The following is a 15,736-nucleotide window of genomic DNA, read 5'->3' on the forward strand; positions in this document are numbered from 1 at the left end:
CGGCCTGGTCGCCGCCCGCGTGCCGGACTCACAGCTCCCCGTCGTCGAGGAACTCCGTGTCCTCGCCCTCTTCTTCGAGCGCCTGCCGGACGACGCGCAGGGCCATGCCCTCCGGGTAGCCCTTGCGGGCGAGCATGCCGGCGAGGCGGCGCAGGCGCTTGTCGCGGTCGAGGCCGCGGGTGGCGCGGAGCTTGCGGGCGACGAGGTCGCGGGCGGTCGCTTCCTCCTGCTCGCTGTCGAGCTGCGCCACGGCCTCGTCGATCAGGGCGGAGTCGACGCCCTTGGTGCGCAGCTCGCGGGCGAGGGCCCGCCGGGCCAGGCCCCGGCCGTGGTGCCGGGATTCCACCCAGGCGTCCGCGAAGGCGCTGTCATTGATCAGCCCGACCTCCTCGAACCGCGACAGCACCTCCTCGGCGGCCTCCTCCGGGATGTCCCGCTTGCGCAGGGCGTCCGCGAGCTGTTTGCGGGTGCGCGGGGTCCCGGTGAGCAGGCGCAGGCAGATCGCCCGCGCCCGCTCCACCGGGTCCCCCGGAGGCTCCCCCTGCTCGGCCCTCGACGAGGAAGAGGCACCCCCGTCCTCGGCGGACGGCTCCCCGGGCGGGTCCCCGAAGCCGCGTCGCCGACGGCCACGGCCGCCGCGCGTCCCCCCGGCACGCGCGCCGTCCCGTGCGCCGCCCGAGCGACGCGGCTCACCGTCGTCGTACCCGCCGTCGTCCGTGGTGCGGGCCGGGCCCACGTCCTGCCCCTCGGCCCGCTCGGTGAGGGCGTCGAGGTGGGCGTACTCGGCCCAGTCGGTTCGTCGCGTCACGGATCAGCTCTTGGCTGCGGCGGCCTTGGGCTTGGTGGCCTTGGCGGCCGCCGGGGCGGGCACCGTCTTCGCCGCGTCGTCGGCCGCGGCGGTGGAGGCCGCGTCCGCGCCCGGCTCTGCCGCCGGCTCCTCGGCACGCACGCCGACGCCCAGCTTCTCCTTGATCTTCTTCTCGATCTCGTTGGCCAGGTCGGGGTTGTCCTTGAGGAAGTTGCGCGCGTTCTCCTTGCCCTGGCCGAGCTGGTCGCCCTCGTAGGTGTACCAGGCGCCGGCCTTGCGCACGAAGCCGTGCTCCACACCCATGTCGATCAGGCCGCCCTCGCGGCTGATGCCCTGGCCGTAGAGGATGTCGAACTCGGCCTGCTTGAAGGGCGGGGCCACCTTGTTCTTGACCACCTTGCAGCGGGTGCGGTTGCCGACCGCCTCCGTGCCGTCCTTCAGGGTCTCGATGCGGCGGATGTCGATACGCACCGAGGCGTAGAACTTCAGCGCGCGGCCACCGGTCGTGGTCTCCGGGGAGCCGAACATCACGCCGATCTTCTCGCGGAGCTGGTTGATGAAGATCGCGGTGGTCTTGGACTGGTTGAGCGCGCTGGTGATCTTCCGCAGCGCCTGGCTCATCAGACGGGCCTGGAGGCCGACGTGGCTGTCGCCCATCTCGCCCTCGATCTCCGCGCGCGGGACGAGCGCGGCGACGGAGTCGATGACGATGAGGTCGAGCGCGCCGGAGCGGACCAGCATGTCCACGATCTCCAGCGCCTGCTCGCCGTTGTCCGGCTGGGAGAGGATCAGGTTGTCGATGTCGACGCCGAGCTTGCGCGCGTACTCGGGGTCGAGGGCGTGCTCCGCGTCCACGAAGGCGACCTGGCCGCCGGCCTTCTGCGCGTTGGCCACGGCGTGCAGGGTCAGCGTGGTCTTACCGGAGGACTCCGGTCCGTAGATCTCCACGACACGGCCGCGCGGCAGGCCGCCGACGCCGAGGGCCACGTCGAGGGCGGTCGAGCCGGTCGGGATGACCTCGATGGGCTCCTTCGACCTCTCGCCCATGCGCATGACCGCGCCCTTGCCGAATTGCCGTTCAATCTGTGCGAGCGCGGCGTCGAGGGCCTTCTCGCGGTCGGTTCCTGCCATGGGTTCCACCCGATTTGCTTGAGTCGATCGCTTCACGTCAAAGACGCTAACGCCTGCCACTGACAACGCGCCCCGACGCCGGTCCGGCCTGTGGATAACTCCGGGACATACCCCTGCAAAATGGGGCGAAATCCCTTCCGTTGAGCCTTGCCGGAGCCTCCATATGAATGGATGTTCGATTTTTGTGTCAAGCGCGCCACGCGGCACCTCCGAGCGTACGCCCGCGCTCCCGAGCCACCCCGGATCCCGGCCCGGACCGCTGCTTCCGGTGGCGTAGAGGAGGTGCCTCCGGCGGTACGACGACGGCCGGCGCCGCAGCCGCGAAGCTCGGACGCATGGACACGCCCCCGCCGGCCGCCCCGCACGGCACGCCCCCGCCGGCCGCCCCGCACGGCGCACCCGCGCAGCACAGCCCCGGCGGCGCGCCCGCGGCCGCCTCTCCCGCCCCCATTGCCCTCCGCACGCTTCCCCTCCGCCCGGTCGACCGGCTCTGCCGGGCCACGGCGGCCGTCCTGATCGTCTCCGGGCTGGCGCACCTGCTGGTCTTCGCCGTCGACGGCGGCCCCTGGTACGGGCCCGTCTCCTGGCGCAAGCCGGTGACCTTCGGGCTGTCGTTCGGCGTGACGTTGCTCGCGACCGCCTGGGTCACCTCGTACGTGAGCGTCGGCGCGCGGCTGCGGGCGGTGCTGCTGACCGTGTTCGCCGCGGACTGTGTCGTGGAGGTCGGCGGCATCACCCTGCAGGCCTGGCGCCGGGTGCCCTCGCACCTGGACATGGAGACGCCCTTCGACACGGCGGTCTCGATGACGCTCGCGGTGGGCGGCGGCGTGCTGGTGGCGGTGCTGGCCGTCTTCGCCGTCGCGTCCTTCCGGCGCCGGCCGTCCGGCCCCGCCGGCATGCCGCTCGCCGTGCGCTCCGGCTTCGCGATCCTGCTGGTCGGCCTCGCCTCGGGCGCCGCGATGATCGCACGCGGTGTCGTGCTCACCCGCACCGGCCACCAGGAGGCGGCGTACCGCTCGACGGCCCCGCTCAAGCCGCTGCACGCCGTCGGCCTGCACGCCGTGCTCGTGCTGCCCGCGCTGGCCTGGCTGCTGGCGCGCACACCGTGGGACGCGGCGGTGCGGCAGCGGATCGTGGCGGTGGCGCTCGCGTGCTACGTCGCCGCGGTAGCGGGCACGGGCGTGTGGGCGGTGCTCACGTACTAGGCCTCCCGGGTGCCGGACGTCCCTCCGTCGCTCCCGTCGCTCCCGCCGTTCCCGTCGTCGTCGGCTCCGCCCGGCCGTGTCCGGCCCCACAGGCCGCGCGCGCGGGTCAGCGCGCCCGCTCCCGCGCCGCGCGTGCGGTGGCCGTGGACGCGCGGGTCGTCCGTGACGGCGTACCGCTTCACGTACGCCCCGAGGAAGGCCTGCAGCGTGGCGACCGCGGGGATGGCGATGAGCGCGCCGACCGCTCCGAGCAGGGCGGTGCCGGCGATGACCGAGCCGAAGGCGACAGCGGGGTGGATGTCGACGGTCTTCGAGGTCAGCTTCGGCTGCAGCATGTAGTTCTCGAACTGCTGGTAGACCACGACGAAGATCAGCACCCACACCGCGTACAGCGGGTTGACGGTGAACGCGATCAGCATCGGCAGGGCGCCGGCGAGATAGGTGCCGATGGTGGGGATGAACTGCGACACCACACCGACCCACATGCCGAGCACGGGCGCGTACGGGATGCCGAGGGCCTGCAGCATCACGTAGTGCGCGACGGCCGAGATCAGCGCCATCAGCCCGCGCGAGTACAGGTAGCCGCCGGTCTTGTCGACGGCGATCTCCCACGCGCGCAGCACCTCGGCCTGCCGGGCGGGCGGCAGTACCGAGCAGATGCCGCGCCGCAGCCGGGGGCCGTCGGCGGCGAAGTAGAAGGAGAAGAGACCGATCGTCAGCAGTTGGAAGAGCCCACCGAGGACCTGTGCGGACACGTCGAGCACCCCGGCCGCGCTGTTCTGCGCGTACTTCTTCAGCCAGTCGGAGTGGAGCAGTCCCTGCTGGATGTCCAGGCGTTTCAGGTCGGTGTGGAAGGTGCTGTTGATCCAGTGGATGACCGAGTCCAGATAACTGGGGAAGCTCTCGATCATCTTGGTGATCTGCCCGGCCAGCATCGAGCCGAGCAGGGTGACGAACCCGGCGGAGACGATCAGCAGGCCGAGGAAGACCAGGAAGGTGGCCAGCCCGCGGCGCATCCCGCGGGCGGACATCCAGCTCACCGCGGGTTCGACGGCCAGGGCCAGGAAGAACGCGATGAGGATGTTGATCAGCAGCCCGGTGAGCTGGTGGAACGCCCAGCTGCCCAGCTGGAAGGCGGCTATGAGGGCGAGCGCGAGCACCATGGCCCGCGGAAGCCAGCGCGGCATGCGGGCGGCCGGCCCGGCGTCCCCTCCGGCCGGGGGCCGGGTGGGCGGCGTCGTGCCGTTCGCGGTTGCCTGCTGGGCCGGCTGCCCGGTCTCGTCAGTGGGTGCCACGGATCAAGTCTCGCCCACGCCACTGACAACCGGACGACCGCCTGCGATCTTCACCGAGGCTTCCCCTCCCGGACCGGAGCGCGCCGCGCTCACGGCCCCCGCTCAGCGCTTCTCCTGCGGAACGTTCATGACGGTGCAGACCACCCGCCACACGTCCTTGGCCTCCCAGCCGGCCGCCAGCGCCTCGTGCACCGTGCGCCCGCCCAGCTCGGACATCACGTGGTCGCGCGCGAAGGTGTCGGCGTAGCCCGCACCGAAGTGCTCCGCCATCCGCTCCCAGAAGACCGTCAACCGCATGCCCCCAGTATCCCGCCCCTGAGAGTGGGCTCCGGCCGGGGACCACTCGCCGAGACCGCTTTCCGGCCTACGGTCTGCTCCATGGCCGAAACCGGAGCATCCCCACTCCCTTCCACGCCCCCGGCGCGCTCCCCGCTCGCGCGCGCCGAGCGCTTCGTCTGGCTCACCGCGCGCGTGCTGGAGCAGCGCCTGTTCGCTTACCACTTCCTGCAGGGCGGCGCCGACCCGGTGGACACCGCGCTGGACGCCTACCGCAACGACGACGGCGGCTACGGCCACGCGCTGGAACCGGACCTGCGCGGACCGGTCAGCCAGCCGCTGCACACCGCGCACGCGCTGCGGGTGCTCGACGCCCTCGGGCGCTGCGCCGGGCAGCGCGTGGAACGCGTGTGCCGCTATCTGACCTCGGTCTCCACGGCGGACGGCGCGCTGCCCGCGGTCCACCCCAGCCAGCGCGGATACCCGGCGGCGCCGTTCGTGCCGATCGTCGACGACCCGCCGAGCGACCTGCTCGCCACCGGGCCGGTGGTGGGGCTGCTGCACCGCAACGAGGTGTGGCACGCCTGGCTCTTCCGGGCGACCGACTTCTGCTGGCACCGCATCGAGACGCTGGAGAAGTCCCACCCCTACGAGATCGAGGCCGCGGTCGCCTTCCTGGACTTCGCGCCGGACCGCGCGCGTGCCGAGGCGGCGGCCGACCGTCTGGGCCGGCTGGTGCGCGAGCAGCGGCTCGCCGCCCTGGACCCGGACGATCTCGACGCCTACCCGGTGGCGCCGGGCTACGGCCCCGGCGAGCACCACTTCCCGTGCGACTTCGCGCGTACGCCCCACTCACTCGCGCGCGCGTGGTTCACCGACGCCGAGATGGCGCGCTCCCTGGACCATCTGATGAGCGAGCAGCGCGAGGACGGCGGCTGGCCGGTCCGCTGGCGCCAGTGGGCTCCGGGTTCGGCCCTGGAGGCACGCCCGATGGTGACCATCGAGGCGCTGCGCACCCTGAGGGCGTACGGCCGCGCCATCGGCTGACCGGTGTCGCTGCCCCACGGGCGCGGTGGACCGTGCGGCGGACCGACCCTGTCTCCTGACGGGCGGGTCAGCCGCCCAGCGCCCGTACGCCCGCCGTGACGACGACGGCCGCCGCGACCACCAGCAGGAAGGGAGCCCGCAGCACGAGCGCCACGCCGGCCGCGGCCAGGCCCGCGGCCCGGGCGTCCAGCACGAGCGCGTGCCCGTCGGCGAAGGTCTGCTGGGCGGTGAGGGCGGCCAGCAGCGCCACTGGCAGCAGGGCGGCGAGCCGCCTGACCAGGGGGCGTTCCAGCGCGCCCGCCGGGACGAGCAGTCCGGCGAGCTTCAGGGCGTAGCAGCCGAGCGCGGTCGCGGCGATGGCGATCCAGGTGGTCAACGGTCTTCCTCGGGAACGTCGTGGTGCGCGCCGGACGTGCGGCGCCCTTGTACGTAGAGCACGGCCGGGGCCGCGAGCGCGGCGAGCAGGACGGGCACGCCGGCGGGCAGGACGGGCAGCAGGCCGAGCCCCAGCACCACCGCGAGGGCGGCGACGGCCCGCTCGACGCCGGTCTTGAGCATGGGGGCCAGCAGCGCCAGGAACACCGCGGGTCCGGCCGCGTCGAGGCCCCAGGCGTCGGTGTCGCCGATCGCCTCCGCGCCCAGCGCGCCGAGCAGCGTGGTGAGGTTCCACAGCACGTACAGGCTGACGCCGGTCACCACGAAGCCCACGCGCGCGTGGCGCCGCGTGTGCTGGGCCAGGGCGACCGCGGAGGTCTCGTCGATGACCCACTGCGCTGCGAACGGGCGCAGCGCGCGCGGAAGGACGAGCAACTGCGACAGCCGCAGGCCGTAGAAGGCGTTGCGGGCCCCGAGGAAGAAGGCGCCGGCGGCCGCGGTGAGCGGGTTGCCGCCCGCGGCGAGCGCGCCCACCAGCGCGAACTGGGACGCGCCGGTGAACACGAGCAGGCTCAGCGCGCACGTCTGGAGCAGTGAGAGCCCGCTGCCCGCCGAGGTCACCCCGAAGGCGAACCCGGACAGGCCGACGGCGACCCCGACGCCGAGGGCGTCACGGACGACGGCGCGCTCCGGCCGGTCCGCGCCCGTGGCACTCATGTCCTGGACTGCTGACTGTTCTGACACGTCTCGGACAGTAGGAGGCCCGGCCGCTCCGCGTCTTGTACGTTCTTGCGCTCACGCTGGTAGGCGCCCGGGGGGACGCCCACGATGCGGGCGAAGTGGCGGTTGAGGTGCGGCTGGTCGGTGAAGCCGACGGCGACGGCGGCCTCGGCGGGCGAGATCCCGGCGTCCAGCAGCCGCCGGGCGTGCCGGACGCGGGCGTCGGTCAGCCAGCTGTGCGGCGGCATCCCGTACACCTCCCGGAAGGCGCGCAGCAGGGCGAACGGGCTGGTGCCCAGGTCCTGGGCGAGCCGCTCCAGCGTCGGCGGGTCCGCCATCCGCTCCTCCAGCACGCCACGCGCGTGTACGGCGAGGCGGGCGCCCGCCGTCCGCACCCGCCGCGTGGGCAGGTTGCCGCCGTTCAGCCGCAGCAGCCGCGTGACGGCGACCCGCAGCAGGGTGTCGGCGGCGAGCGCGTTGCCCTCGTCGGCGGCGCGCAGCACGTGGTGCACCAGGCCGACCGTGTACGGGTCGTCGAGGACGGGGCTGACGAAGCCGGGAGTGCCGCGCAGGGTGGTCGTCTCGGCGGCGATCTCCGCGACGACGTCCGGGGACGGGTACACGGCGCCGTACCGCCATCCCTCCGGCACGCCCGCCCGGCCCGTGTGCGCGGTGTCCGGGTTGATCAGGGCGAGCGTGCCCGCGCCCGCGTACTGCTCGCTGCCGTGGTGGTGGAAGACCTCCGCGCCCTCGCTGATGGCGGCGATCACGAAGTGCTCGTGCGTGTGGCGGACGAACGTCTTGCGCACGTAGCGGGCCCGGAGCAGATCGACGCCGGGCAGTTCCGCGTACTGCCAGTGCCGCGCCTGCTCACCCGAACCCGCCATGTCCCCCATTGTCCGTCGGCCCCGCCCGGGACGGCCGGGGCAGGGCCGGGGACATCCCCCGCCTCCGCTCCCGGCACCCAGCACCCGATACCTGGCGCCGGCCCCCGGCAACCGACACTCGGCACCCGGCACCCGGCACCCGGCACCCGGCACCCGGCACCCGGCACCCGAGCGAATCCACCCCGGGCACCGCCTGCGGCCCGGCGTCCTCGCTGGTCAGGCCGTTTGTCAGTGGGTGGGTGCAGGATGGACGCATGGTCAGCTCCGCCCACCCGGCCCTCGACGGCTTCTCCCCCGCGACCCGCGGCTGGTTCACGGGGGCCTTCTCCGCGCCCACCGCCGCCCAGGCGGGCGCGTGGCAGGCCATCGGTGCCGGGTCGGACGTGCTGGTGGTCGCCCCGACCGGCTCCGGCAAGACCCTGGCCGCGTTCCTCGCCGCCCTCGACCAGCTCGCCTCGACGCCGCCCCCGGCCGACCCCAAGAAGCGCTGCCGCGTGCTGTACGTCTCCCCGCTGAAGGCCCTGGCGGTCGACGTGGAGCGCAATCTGCGCAGCCCCCTGACCGGCATCCGGCAGGAGTCGGTGCGCCTGGGCCTGCCCGAGCCGGAGGTGAAGGTCGGCATCCGCTCCGGCGACACCCCGCCCGCCGAGCGCCGCGCGCTGTCCACGCGCCCGCCGGACATCCTGATCACCACCCCGGAGTCGCTGTTCCTGATGCTGACGTCGGCCACGCGCGACGCGCTGGCCGGCGTGGAGACGGTGATCCTCGACGAGGTGCACGCGGTGGCGGGCACCAAGCGCGGCGCGCATCTCGCGCTGTCCCTGGAGCGCCTGGACGAGCTGCTGCCCAAGCCGGCCCGCCGTATCGGCCTGTCGGCGACGGTGCGCCCGGTCGACGAGGTCGCGCGCTATCTCTCGCCGCGCCGCAAGGTGGAGATCGTCCAGCCGGAGTCCGGCAAGGAGTTCGACCTGTCGGTCGTCGTGCCGGTCGAGGACATGGGCGAGCTGGGCGGCGCCCCCGCGGCCGACGCCTCGGAGGGCGCGGAGCGGCCCTCGATCTGGCCGCACGTGGAGGAGCGCATCGCCGACCTGGTGCAGTCGCACCGGTCCACGATCGTCTTCGCCAACTCGCGCCGTCTCGCGGAGCGCCTGTGCAACCGGCTCAACGAGATCGCCTACGAGCGGGCCACCGGCGAGCCCCTGGACGAGCACCACGCGCCGGCCGAGCTGATGGGCGGCTCGGGCGCGGCCCAGGGTGCCCCGCCGGTCATCGCCCGCGCCCATCACGGCTCGGTGTCGAAGGAGCAGCGCGCGCTCGTCGAGGAGGACCTGAAGGCGGGCCGGCTGCCGGCGGTGGTGGCCACCTCCAGCCTGGAGCTCGGCATCGACATGGGAGCCGTCGACCTCGTCGTCCAGGTGGAGTCGCCGCCCTCGGTGGCCTCCGGCCTGCAGCGTGTCGGCCGCGCGGGGCATCAGGTCGGCGCGGTCTCCACGGGTGTGGTGTTCCCCAAGTACCGGGGCGATCTGGTGCAGTCGGCCGTGGTCACCGAGCGGATGCGCACCGGTGCCATCGAGTCGCTGAGGATCCCCGCCAACCCACTCGACGTGCTCGCCCAGCAGCTCGTCGCCATGACCGCGCTGGACACCTGGCAGGTCGACGACCTGCTCACGGTGGTGCGCCGGGCGGCGCCCTTCGCTTCCCTGCCGGAGTCGGCGTTCACCGCCGTACTCGACATGCTGGCGGGCCGCTATCCCTCCGACGCGTTCGCCGAGCTGCGCCCGCGCGTGGTGTGGGACCGGGTGGCCGGCACGGTCACCGGCCGCCCCGGCGCCCAGCGCCTGGCGGTGACCTCCGGCGGCACGATCCCCGACCGCGGCCTGTTCGGGGTGTTCCTCGCCGGGTCCGACCCGAAGAAGGGCGGCGGCCGGGTCGGCGAGCTGGACGAGGAGATGGTCTACGAATCGCGGGTCGGCGACGTCTTCACGCTGGGCACCAGCTCGTGGCGCATCGAGGACATCACCCGCGACCGCGTTCTGGTCTCCCCGGCGCCGGGCGTGCCGGGCCGACTGCCCTTCTGGAAGGGCGACCAGCTGGGCCGCCCGCTGGAACTGGGCCGCGCGGTGGGCGCGTTCCTGCGCGAGGTCGGCTCCCTGACCAAGGAGGACGCCCGGCTGCGGCTGCTGACCGCCGGCCTGGACGCCTGGGCGGCCGACAACGTGCTGGCGTATCTGGACGAACAGCGCGAGGCCTGCGGTCACGTCCCCGACGACCGCACCATCGTCGTGGAGCGCTTCCGGGACGAGCTCGGCGACTGGCGGGTCGTGGTGCACTCCCCGTTCGGCGCCCAGGTGCACGCGCCGTGGGCGCTGGCGCTCGGCGCCCGCCTCGCCGAGCGGTACGGCATGGACGCGCAGGTCATGCATGCCGACGACGGCATCGTGCTGCGCCTGCCGGACGCCGACCTCATGGGTCTCGACCTGCTCGACCAGGCACCGGCGAAGGCGGGCACGGAGTACGACGCCGACCAGGCCCCCGTCGGCGCCGCGGACGTCGTCTTCGACAAGGGCGAGGTCGACCAGATCGTCACCCACCAGGTCGGCGGCTCCGCGCTGTTCGCGTCCCGGTTCCGCGAGTGTGCCGCGCGCGCCCTGCTGCTGCCGCGCCGCAACCCCGGCCGGCGCACACCGCTGTGGCAGCAGCGCCAGCGCGCCGCGCAACTGCTGGAGGTGGCCAGCGAGTACGGCTCGTTCCCGATCGTCCTGGAAGCGGTGCGCGAGTGCCTCCAGGACGTCTTCGACGTCCCCGGCCTCGTCGAGCTCATGGGCGACCTGGAGGCGCGCAAGGTGCGCCTGGTCGAGGTGACCACCCCGGAGCCGTCCCCCTTCGCCCGCTCTCTCCTGTTCGGCTACGTCGCGCAGTTCCTCTACGAGGGCGACTCCCCGCTCGCCGAGCGCCGCGCCGCCGCGCTGTCGCTGGACTCGCGCCTGCTGGCGGAGCTGCTCGGCCAGGCGGAGCTGCGCGAACTGCTCGACGCGGAGGTGCTCACCGAGCTGGAGCGGGAGCTGCAGTGGCTCACCGAGGACCGCCGCGTGAAGGACGTCGAGGGTGTCGCGGACGTCCTGCGCCTGCTCGGCCCGCTCACCGAGGCGGAGCTGGTCGAGCGCGGCGCCGACCCGTCCTGGGCGCACGAGCTGGCCGCCGCCCGCCGGGCCATCCGGGTCCGCATCGGCGGTGCCGAGCACTGGGCGGCGATCGAGGACGCGGGCCGGCTGCGGGACGCACTCGGCACCGCCCTGCCGGTCGGCGTCCCGGAGGCGTTCACGGAGCCGGTCAAGGATCCGCTCGGCGATCTCCTCGCCCGTTACGCCCGCACCCACGGCCCCTTCACGTCGGCGACCGCGGCCGCGCGCTTCGGGCTGGGCGTCGCGGTCACCGAGGGCGCCCTGCAGCGGCTGGCCGCGGCGGGACGGGTCGTCCAGGGCGAGTTCCATCCCGCCGGCATCGGCCAGGAGTGGTGCGACGCGGCCGTACTGCGCCGGTTGCGCCGCCGTTCCCTGGCCGCGCTGCGGCACGAGCTGGAGCCGGTGCCGCCGCCCGCCCTGGCGCAGTTCCTGCCGCAGTGGCAGCACATCGGCAAGGGCCACGCGCTGCGCGGCATCGACGGGCTGGTGCGCGCCGTCGAGCAGCTCCAGGGCGCGTCCGTGCCCGCGTCCGCCCTGGAGAAGCTGGTCCTGCCCTCCCGCGTCACCGGCTACACCCCGGCGATGCTCGACGAACTCACCGCCGCCGGAGAGATCGTCTGGGCCGGAGCGGGGGCGCTGCCCGGCAAGGACGGCTGGGTCTCGCTGTATCTGGCCGACGCGGCCCCGCTGCTGCTGCCCCCGCCGCACCCGCTGGAGCTGACGGCCCTGCACCAGTCCGTGCTGGACGCGCTGTCCGGCGGCTACGGCCTGTTCTTCCGTCAGATCGCCGACCAGGTCCGCGCCACCACCCACCCCGAGGCGACCGACCCCCAACTGGCCGACGCGCTGTGGGACCTGGCCTGGTCCGGCCGGCTGACCAACGACACCCTCACGCCGATGCGCTCCCTGCTGGGCTCGGGGCGCACCGCCGGCTCCACCGCCCACCGCGCCAAACGCTCGGTGCCGCGCGGCCGCTACGGCTCCCTGACCGCCGCGGCCCGGCCCGCCTCCCGCAGCGGTCCGCCGACCGTCGCCGGCCGCTGGTCGCTGCTCCCGGCGCTGGAGCCGGACCCCACGGTCCGCGCCCACGCCCTGGCCCGCACGCTGCTCGACCGGCACGGCGTGGTGACCCGGGGCGCGGTCGCCGCGGAGGGCGTCGAGGGCGGTTTCTCGGCGGTGTACCGCATCCTGTCCGCGTTCGAGGACAGCGGACAGGCCCGGCGCGGGTACGTGGTGGAGGGGCTCGGCGCGGCCCAGTTCGCCATGGACGGGGCGGTCGACCGGCTCCGGGCGGTGGCCAACGCCCGCGAGCGCGGCGAGGCCGCCCGGGACACGGGTCCGGCGGGCTTCGGCGGCCCCGACGGCCACGGCACGCTCCCCGCCGGCCCGTCCGACGGCTTCCCGGCCGCCGACGCCGACTGGACGAAGGGCTTCGACTCCCCCGACGGCACGGACTTCTCCGGCGGCGCGGACGTCTCCGGCGGCGCCGGCTTCCCCGGTGGCACGGCCTACCCCGACTTCCCGCTCTCCCCCGGCGACTACGTCTCCCCGCGCGACTTCGACTCCCCGGGCGCCGGCGGCCCGCGAGGCGGCGGCCCCGCCCACGGGACCGGAGCGGGCCCCGGCAACGGATCGTCGTACGACGGCTACGGCGGCGGATGGGACAACGGGACGGCCGCCTCGTACCCCCGCCGTTTCGGCAGCCGCCGCAACGACACCGCCGCCACCCGTGCCGTCGTCCTGGCCGCCGCCGACCCGGCCAACGCCTACGGTGCCGCTCTGCCCTGGCCGGAGCCGCCGACCGGCGCCGGGCACAAGCCGGGCCGCAAGGCGGGCTCGCTGGTCGTCCTGGTCGACGGGGAGCTGGCGCTGTACATGGAGCGCGGCGGCAAGACCCTGCTGGCCTGGCCCGCGGAACCGGACGCCGACGCCACGGAGGACCCGCGTCTGCGCGCGGCCGCGGAAGCCCTCGCAGCGGCGGCCCGCGCCGGCTCGCTGGGCACGGTCACGGTGGAGCGCGTGAACGGCACCTCCGCCCTGACCTCCCCCTTCGGCACCCTTCTGGAAGGAGCGGGCTTCATCGCGACCCCCCGTGGCCTGCGGCTGCGGGCCTGACCCGACGGGCACCCGGCATGTCACCCTTGACCCATGCCCGAAGGTGACACGGTCTGGCAGGCCGCGAGGCGGTTGCACGACGCCCTCGCGGGCAAGGTGCTGACCCGCAGCGACCTGCGGGTCCCCCGGTACGCCACGGTGGACCTCACCGGCCGCACCGTCCTGGACGTCACCCCGCGCGGCAAGCATCTGCTGACCCGTGTCGAGGGCGGCCTGACGCTGCACTCGCATCTGAGGATGGACGGCTCCTGGAAGGTGTTCGCCCCGGGTCAGCGCTGGAGCGGCGGTCCCGCGCACCAGATCCGCGCGATCCTCGGCAACCCCGACCGCACCGCCGTCGGCTACCGCCTGCCGGTGCTCGATCTGCTGCGGACCACGGACGAGGAGCGCGTGGTCGGCCACCTCGGTCCCGACCTGCTCGGCCCGGACTGGGACGGCGACCGGGCCCTGGCCAACCTGCTGCGGGAACCGGACCGCGCCCTCGGCGAGGCACTGCTGGACCAGCGCAATCTCGCCGGCATCGGCAACGTCTACAAGTGCGAGCTGTGCTTCCTGCTCGGTGTCACGCCCTGGCTCCCCGTCGGCGCCCTGCCCGCCGAGCGGGCCGCGCAGCTGCCGGCGCTGGCCAAGAAGCTGCTGGAGGTCAACCGCGACCGCCTGGTCCGCGCCACCACGGGCGTGCGCGGCCAGGACCTGTTCGTCTACGGCCGCGCGCCCCGCCCCTGTCTGCGCTGCGGTACCTCGATCCGGGTGGCCGACCAGGGCGACGGCTCCCGTGACCGCCCGACGTACTGGTGCCCGAGGTGCCAGGCGGGCCCGACACCGAGTGCCGCCGCCGTACAGCGCGGAAAGCGGTACCGCACCACCAGCTGACGAACCGTCAGCACAGCAGGAGAGGCGCTCGCCGCGCGCCGGCCCTCACGACAAGCCGGACCCTCCACCCGTCCGCCGGCCGGACCCTCCACCCGCCCCCGGGCTCCGCGGTGCCGTGCCGTCCCCCACCGGCCCCACACCCGGGCCCTCCGCCGCCCCCGCCGCCCTCACCCCCGCCTGCCAGGCCTGCCGCCACCGCCCCGCAGGCACCGCCCCCGTCGCCCGCGCCTTGGGCACACAGTGCACCGGCAGCAGACTCAGCCCCCAGCCGCCGGCCGCCACCGCGCCCTCCAGTGGGCCCGCGGCGGGCGTGAAGGCGAGCCGGAGGACCGCCCACCACCACACCACGGCGAAGCCGCCGGCGACCCCCCAGCGCGCTATGCGCCCCGCCATGCCCTCACCTCCAGCCGGACGCTAGAAGGACGCCCAGGCCGCCGCCAGGGCGCACGGAGGGCACATCGGAGCACCCGCCGGCCCCGCGCCGCCCCGCCACACGCCAGCCTCGGACCGGCGAACGAGACGGACGAGACTGGCGAGGCCGATGAGAAAGGCGTGGCCGACAAGACCGGCGTGGCCAACAAGACCGGCGAGGGCGGTAAGGGCGCAGCAGCCCAGGCCCGCCCCACCCGTCAGCTGTTCTCCGCCTGGAACATCCAGTGATGCTTCTCCAGGTCCTGCGTGATCTGGATGAAGATGTCCTGGCTGACGGGGTCGGGCTCGGCCGTCGACGCCACCCGTTCCCGCATCCGGGTGATCGCCGCACCGAGCGCGTCCACGAGGGTCCGCACCGCGTCGGTGTCCTTGATCCACCCGTCGGGGACCTGGCCGAGGCCGCTTCCGGCGGCCACGGTGGCCGCGCGGCCGTCCGGCGACACACCCAGCGCGGAGGCGCGTTCCGCCACCGTGTCCATGTGCGTCCGCGCACTGTCGACGACCTCGTCGAGCTGCAGGTGGATGGAGCGGAACCTGGGCCCCACCACGTTCCAGTGCACCTGCTTGGCGACCAGCGACAGGTCCACCAGGTCGACGAGCGCGCTCTGCAGTGCCTCGCCCACGGTCTTCAGGTCGGTCTCGGACAGGGGGCTCTTCACGACGTTCATCCACGCCTCCGTTGGGTCACCGGTCGTGCCCCTCCACCATGACCGCCCCATCCGATACCGGCAAACGGACCAAAACGCCTACAAACGCCATGCACCACAAGGGCCACACGCCGCACAGCGGACACGATGACGTCCCGGAGGCCCGGCGCCACGCCGGCCGGACGCCCCCACCCCCGGATACGCAGAAACCCCGACCGCGCTTCTCCGATCCACTCCGGAGAAGCCCCGGCCGGGGCCACGGACAGGTGTGTCAGGCGGCGACGACGTCCACCGCTTCGCTGGGCGCCTTGATGGTCACCCGTTCCGGTGGCACGCCGGTCACCGACACAGAGCCCAGCATCGGACGAACCGCTGTGGGCACAGGCTCGCTGGGGGTGGCCGCAGCAGACTGGGCCAGCTCGGCGAGGGCGAGTTCGTCGCTCACTTCCCGCATGAGCTCGGACATCCGTACGTCCAGCGCGTCGCAGATGGCGGCGAGCAGCTCGGAGGAAGCCTCCTTCTGCCCCCGCTCCACCTCGGAGAGATAGCCGAGCGAGACTCGGGCGGACGAGGAGACTTCGCGCAGAGTACGGCCCTGGCGTTGGCGCTGCCGACGCAGCACGTCACCCAGCAGGCGACGGAGCAGAATCATCGGTGGCTCCCTCCTCGGACCGCGTAGCCGCATCCTTCTCGCCCCACCGTACCGCCTCGCGCCGCGGCCGTGCGGGGAGCGATGTCGTGTT

At 74.1% G+C, this 15,736-nt stretch carries 13 protein-coding genes; 4 read left to right on the forward strand and 9 right to left on the reverse strand.

Annotation, left to right across the window (positions count from 1 at the left end; translation table 11 throughout):
• Positions 1 to 28: 28 nt before the first annotated feature.
• Together recX and recA are read right to left on the reverse strand one after the other, a co-directional pair.
• Entirely contained in the window at positions 29 to 808 is a 780-nt protein-coding gene (recX, locus tag ACF1AL_RS17385) for a recombination regulator RecX (protein ID WP_391700929.1), read from the reverse strand.
• Between the two features lie 3 nt (positions 809 to 811).
• The gene (gene recA / locus ACF1AL_RS17390) at positions 812 to 1,939 is read right to left on the reverse strand and encodes a recombinase RecA (protein WP_366836501.1); all 1,128 of its coding nucleotides are present in this window, start codon (positions 1,937 to 1,939) and stop codon (positions 812 to 814) included.
• Between the two features lie 335 nt (positions 1,940 to 2,274).
• Between recA and ACF1AL_RS17395 the strand changes: the two genes are divergently transcribed.
• Positions 2,275 to 3,144, forward strand: coding sequence for a hypothetical protein (locus tag ACF1AL_RS17395; protein WP_391826384.1), 870 nt, complete (start codon positions 2,275 to 2,277; stop codon positions 3,142 to 3,144).
• Here ACF1AL_RS17395 and ACF1AL_RS17400 read toward each other — a convergent pair.
• Entirely contained in the window at positions 3,141 to 4,439 is a 1,299-nt protein-coding gene (locus tag ACF1AL_RS17400) for an AI-2E family transporter (RefSeq protein ID WP_391779694.1), read from the reverse strand. The two genes, ACF1AL_RS17395 and ACF1AL_RS17400, sit on opposite strands and share 4 nt — an antisense overlap.
• A gap of 102 nt (positions 4,440 to 4,541) precedes the next feature.
• A complete protein-coding gene (locus ACF1AL_RS17405; RefSeq protein ID WP_366836498.1) occupies positions 4,542 to 4,736 on the reverse strand; it encodes a DUF3046 domain-containing protein in 195 nt (64 codons plus the stop codon).
• Between the two features lie 81 nt (positions 4,737 to 4,817).
• Here ACF1AL_RS17405 and ACF1AL_RS17410 point away from each other — a divergent pair, with 81 nt between their 5' ends.
• The gene (locus ACF1AL_RS17410; protein ID WP_391826386.1) at positions 4,818 to 5,762 is read left to right on the forward strand and encodes a hypothetical protein; all 945 of its coding nucleotides are present in this window, start codon (positions 4,818 to 4,820) and stop codon (positions 5,760 to 5,762) included.
• Positions 5,763 to 5,829: 67 nt separating this feature from the next.
• Here the strand turns inward: ACF1AL_RS17410 and ACF1AL_RS17415 are convergent, their stop codons facing one another.
• The 3 genes from ACF1AL_RS17415 to ACF1AL_RS17425 are packed head-to-tail and all read right to left on the reverse strand — an operon-like array spanning position 5,830 to position 7,744.
• Positions 5,830 to 6,138, reverse strand: coding sequence for an AzlD domain-containing protein (locus ACF1AL_RS17415; RefSeq protein WP_391660453.1), 309 nt, complete (start codon positions 6,136 to 6,138; stop codon positions 5,830 to 5,832).
• Positions 6,135 to 6,854, reverse strand: a complete 720-nt coding sequence (locus tag ACF1AL_RS17420) for an AzlC family ABC transporter permease (RefSeq protein ID WP_391826388.1) — start codon at positions 6,852 to 6,854, stop codon at positions 6,135 to 6,137. Before ACF1AL_RS17420 ends, ACF1AL_RS17415 begins: the two co-directional genes overlap by 4 nt.
• Complete coding sequence (locus tag ACF1AL_RS17425) at positions 6,851 to 7,744, reverse strand: AraC family transcriptional regulator (protein WP_391700943.1); 894 nt, start codon at positions 7,742 to 7,744, stop codon at positions 6,851 to 6,853. Before ACF1AL_RS17425 ends, ACF1AL_RS17420 begins: the two co-directional genes overlap by 4 nt.
• A 254-nt stretch (positions 7,745 to 7,998) precedes the next feature.
• Here ACF1AL_RS17425 and ACF1AL_RS17430 point away from each other — a divergent pair, with 254 nt between their 5' ends.
• Together ACF1AL_RS17430 and ACF1AL_RS17435 are read left to right on the forward strand one after the other, a co-directional pair.
• Positions 7,999 to 13,041, forward strand: a complete 5,043-nt coding sequence (locus ACF1AL_RS17430) for an ATP-dependent helicase (protein ID WP_391826390.1) — start codon at positions 7,999 to 8,001, stop codon at positions 13,039 to 13,041.
• 33 nt (positions 13,042 to 13,074) lie between these two features.
• Entirely contained in the window at positions 13,075 to 13,914 is an 840-nt protein-coding gene (locus ACF1AL_RS17435) for a DNA-formamidopyrimidine glycosylase family protein (RefSeq protein WP_366836489.1), read from the forward strand.
• Positions 13,915 to 14,543: 629 nt separating this feature from the next.
• Here the strand turns inward: ACF1AL_RS17435 and ACF1AL_RS17440 are convergent.
• Positions 14,544 to 15,014 carry a DNA starvation/stationary phase protection protein gene (locus ACF1AL_RS17440; RefSeq protein WP_366836487.1) on the reverse strand — a complete coding sequence of 157 codons (471 nt, stop codon included), beginning with the start codon at positions 15,012 to 15,014 and terminating at the stop codon, positions 14,544 to 14,546.
• A gap of 250 nt (positions 15,015 to 15,264) precedes the next feature.
• On the reverse strand, positions 15,265 to 15,645 hold the full coding sequence (locus ACF1AL_RS17445) for a helix-turn-helix transcriptional regulator (protein WP_366836486.1): 381 nt from the start codon (positions 15,643 to 15,645) through the stop codon (positions 15,265 to 15,267).
• Between the last annotated feature and the right edge of the window lie 91 nt (positions 15,646 to 15,736).

It is taken from the genome of Streptomyces sp. NPDC014801 (assembly GCF_043082085.1).
Classification (GTDB): Bacteria; Actinomycetota; Actinomycetes; order Streptomycetales; family Streptomycetaceae; genus Streptomyces.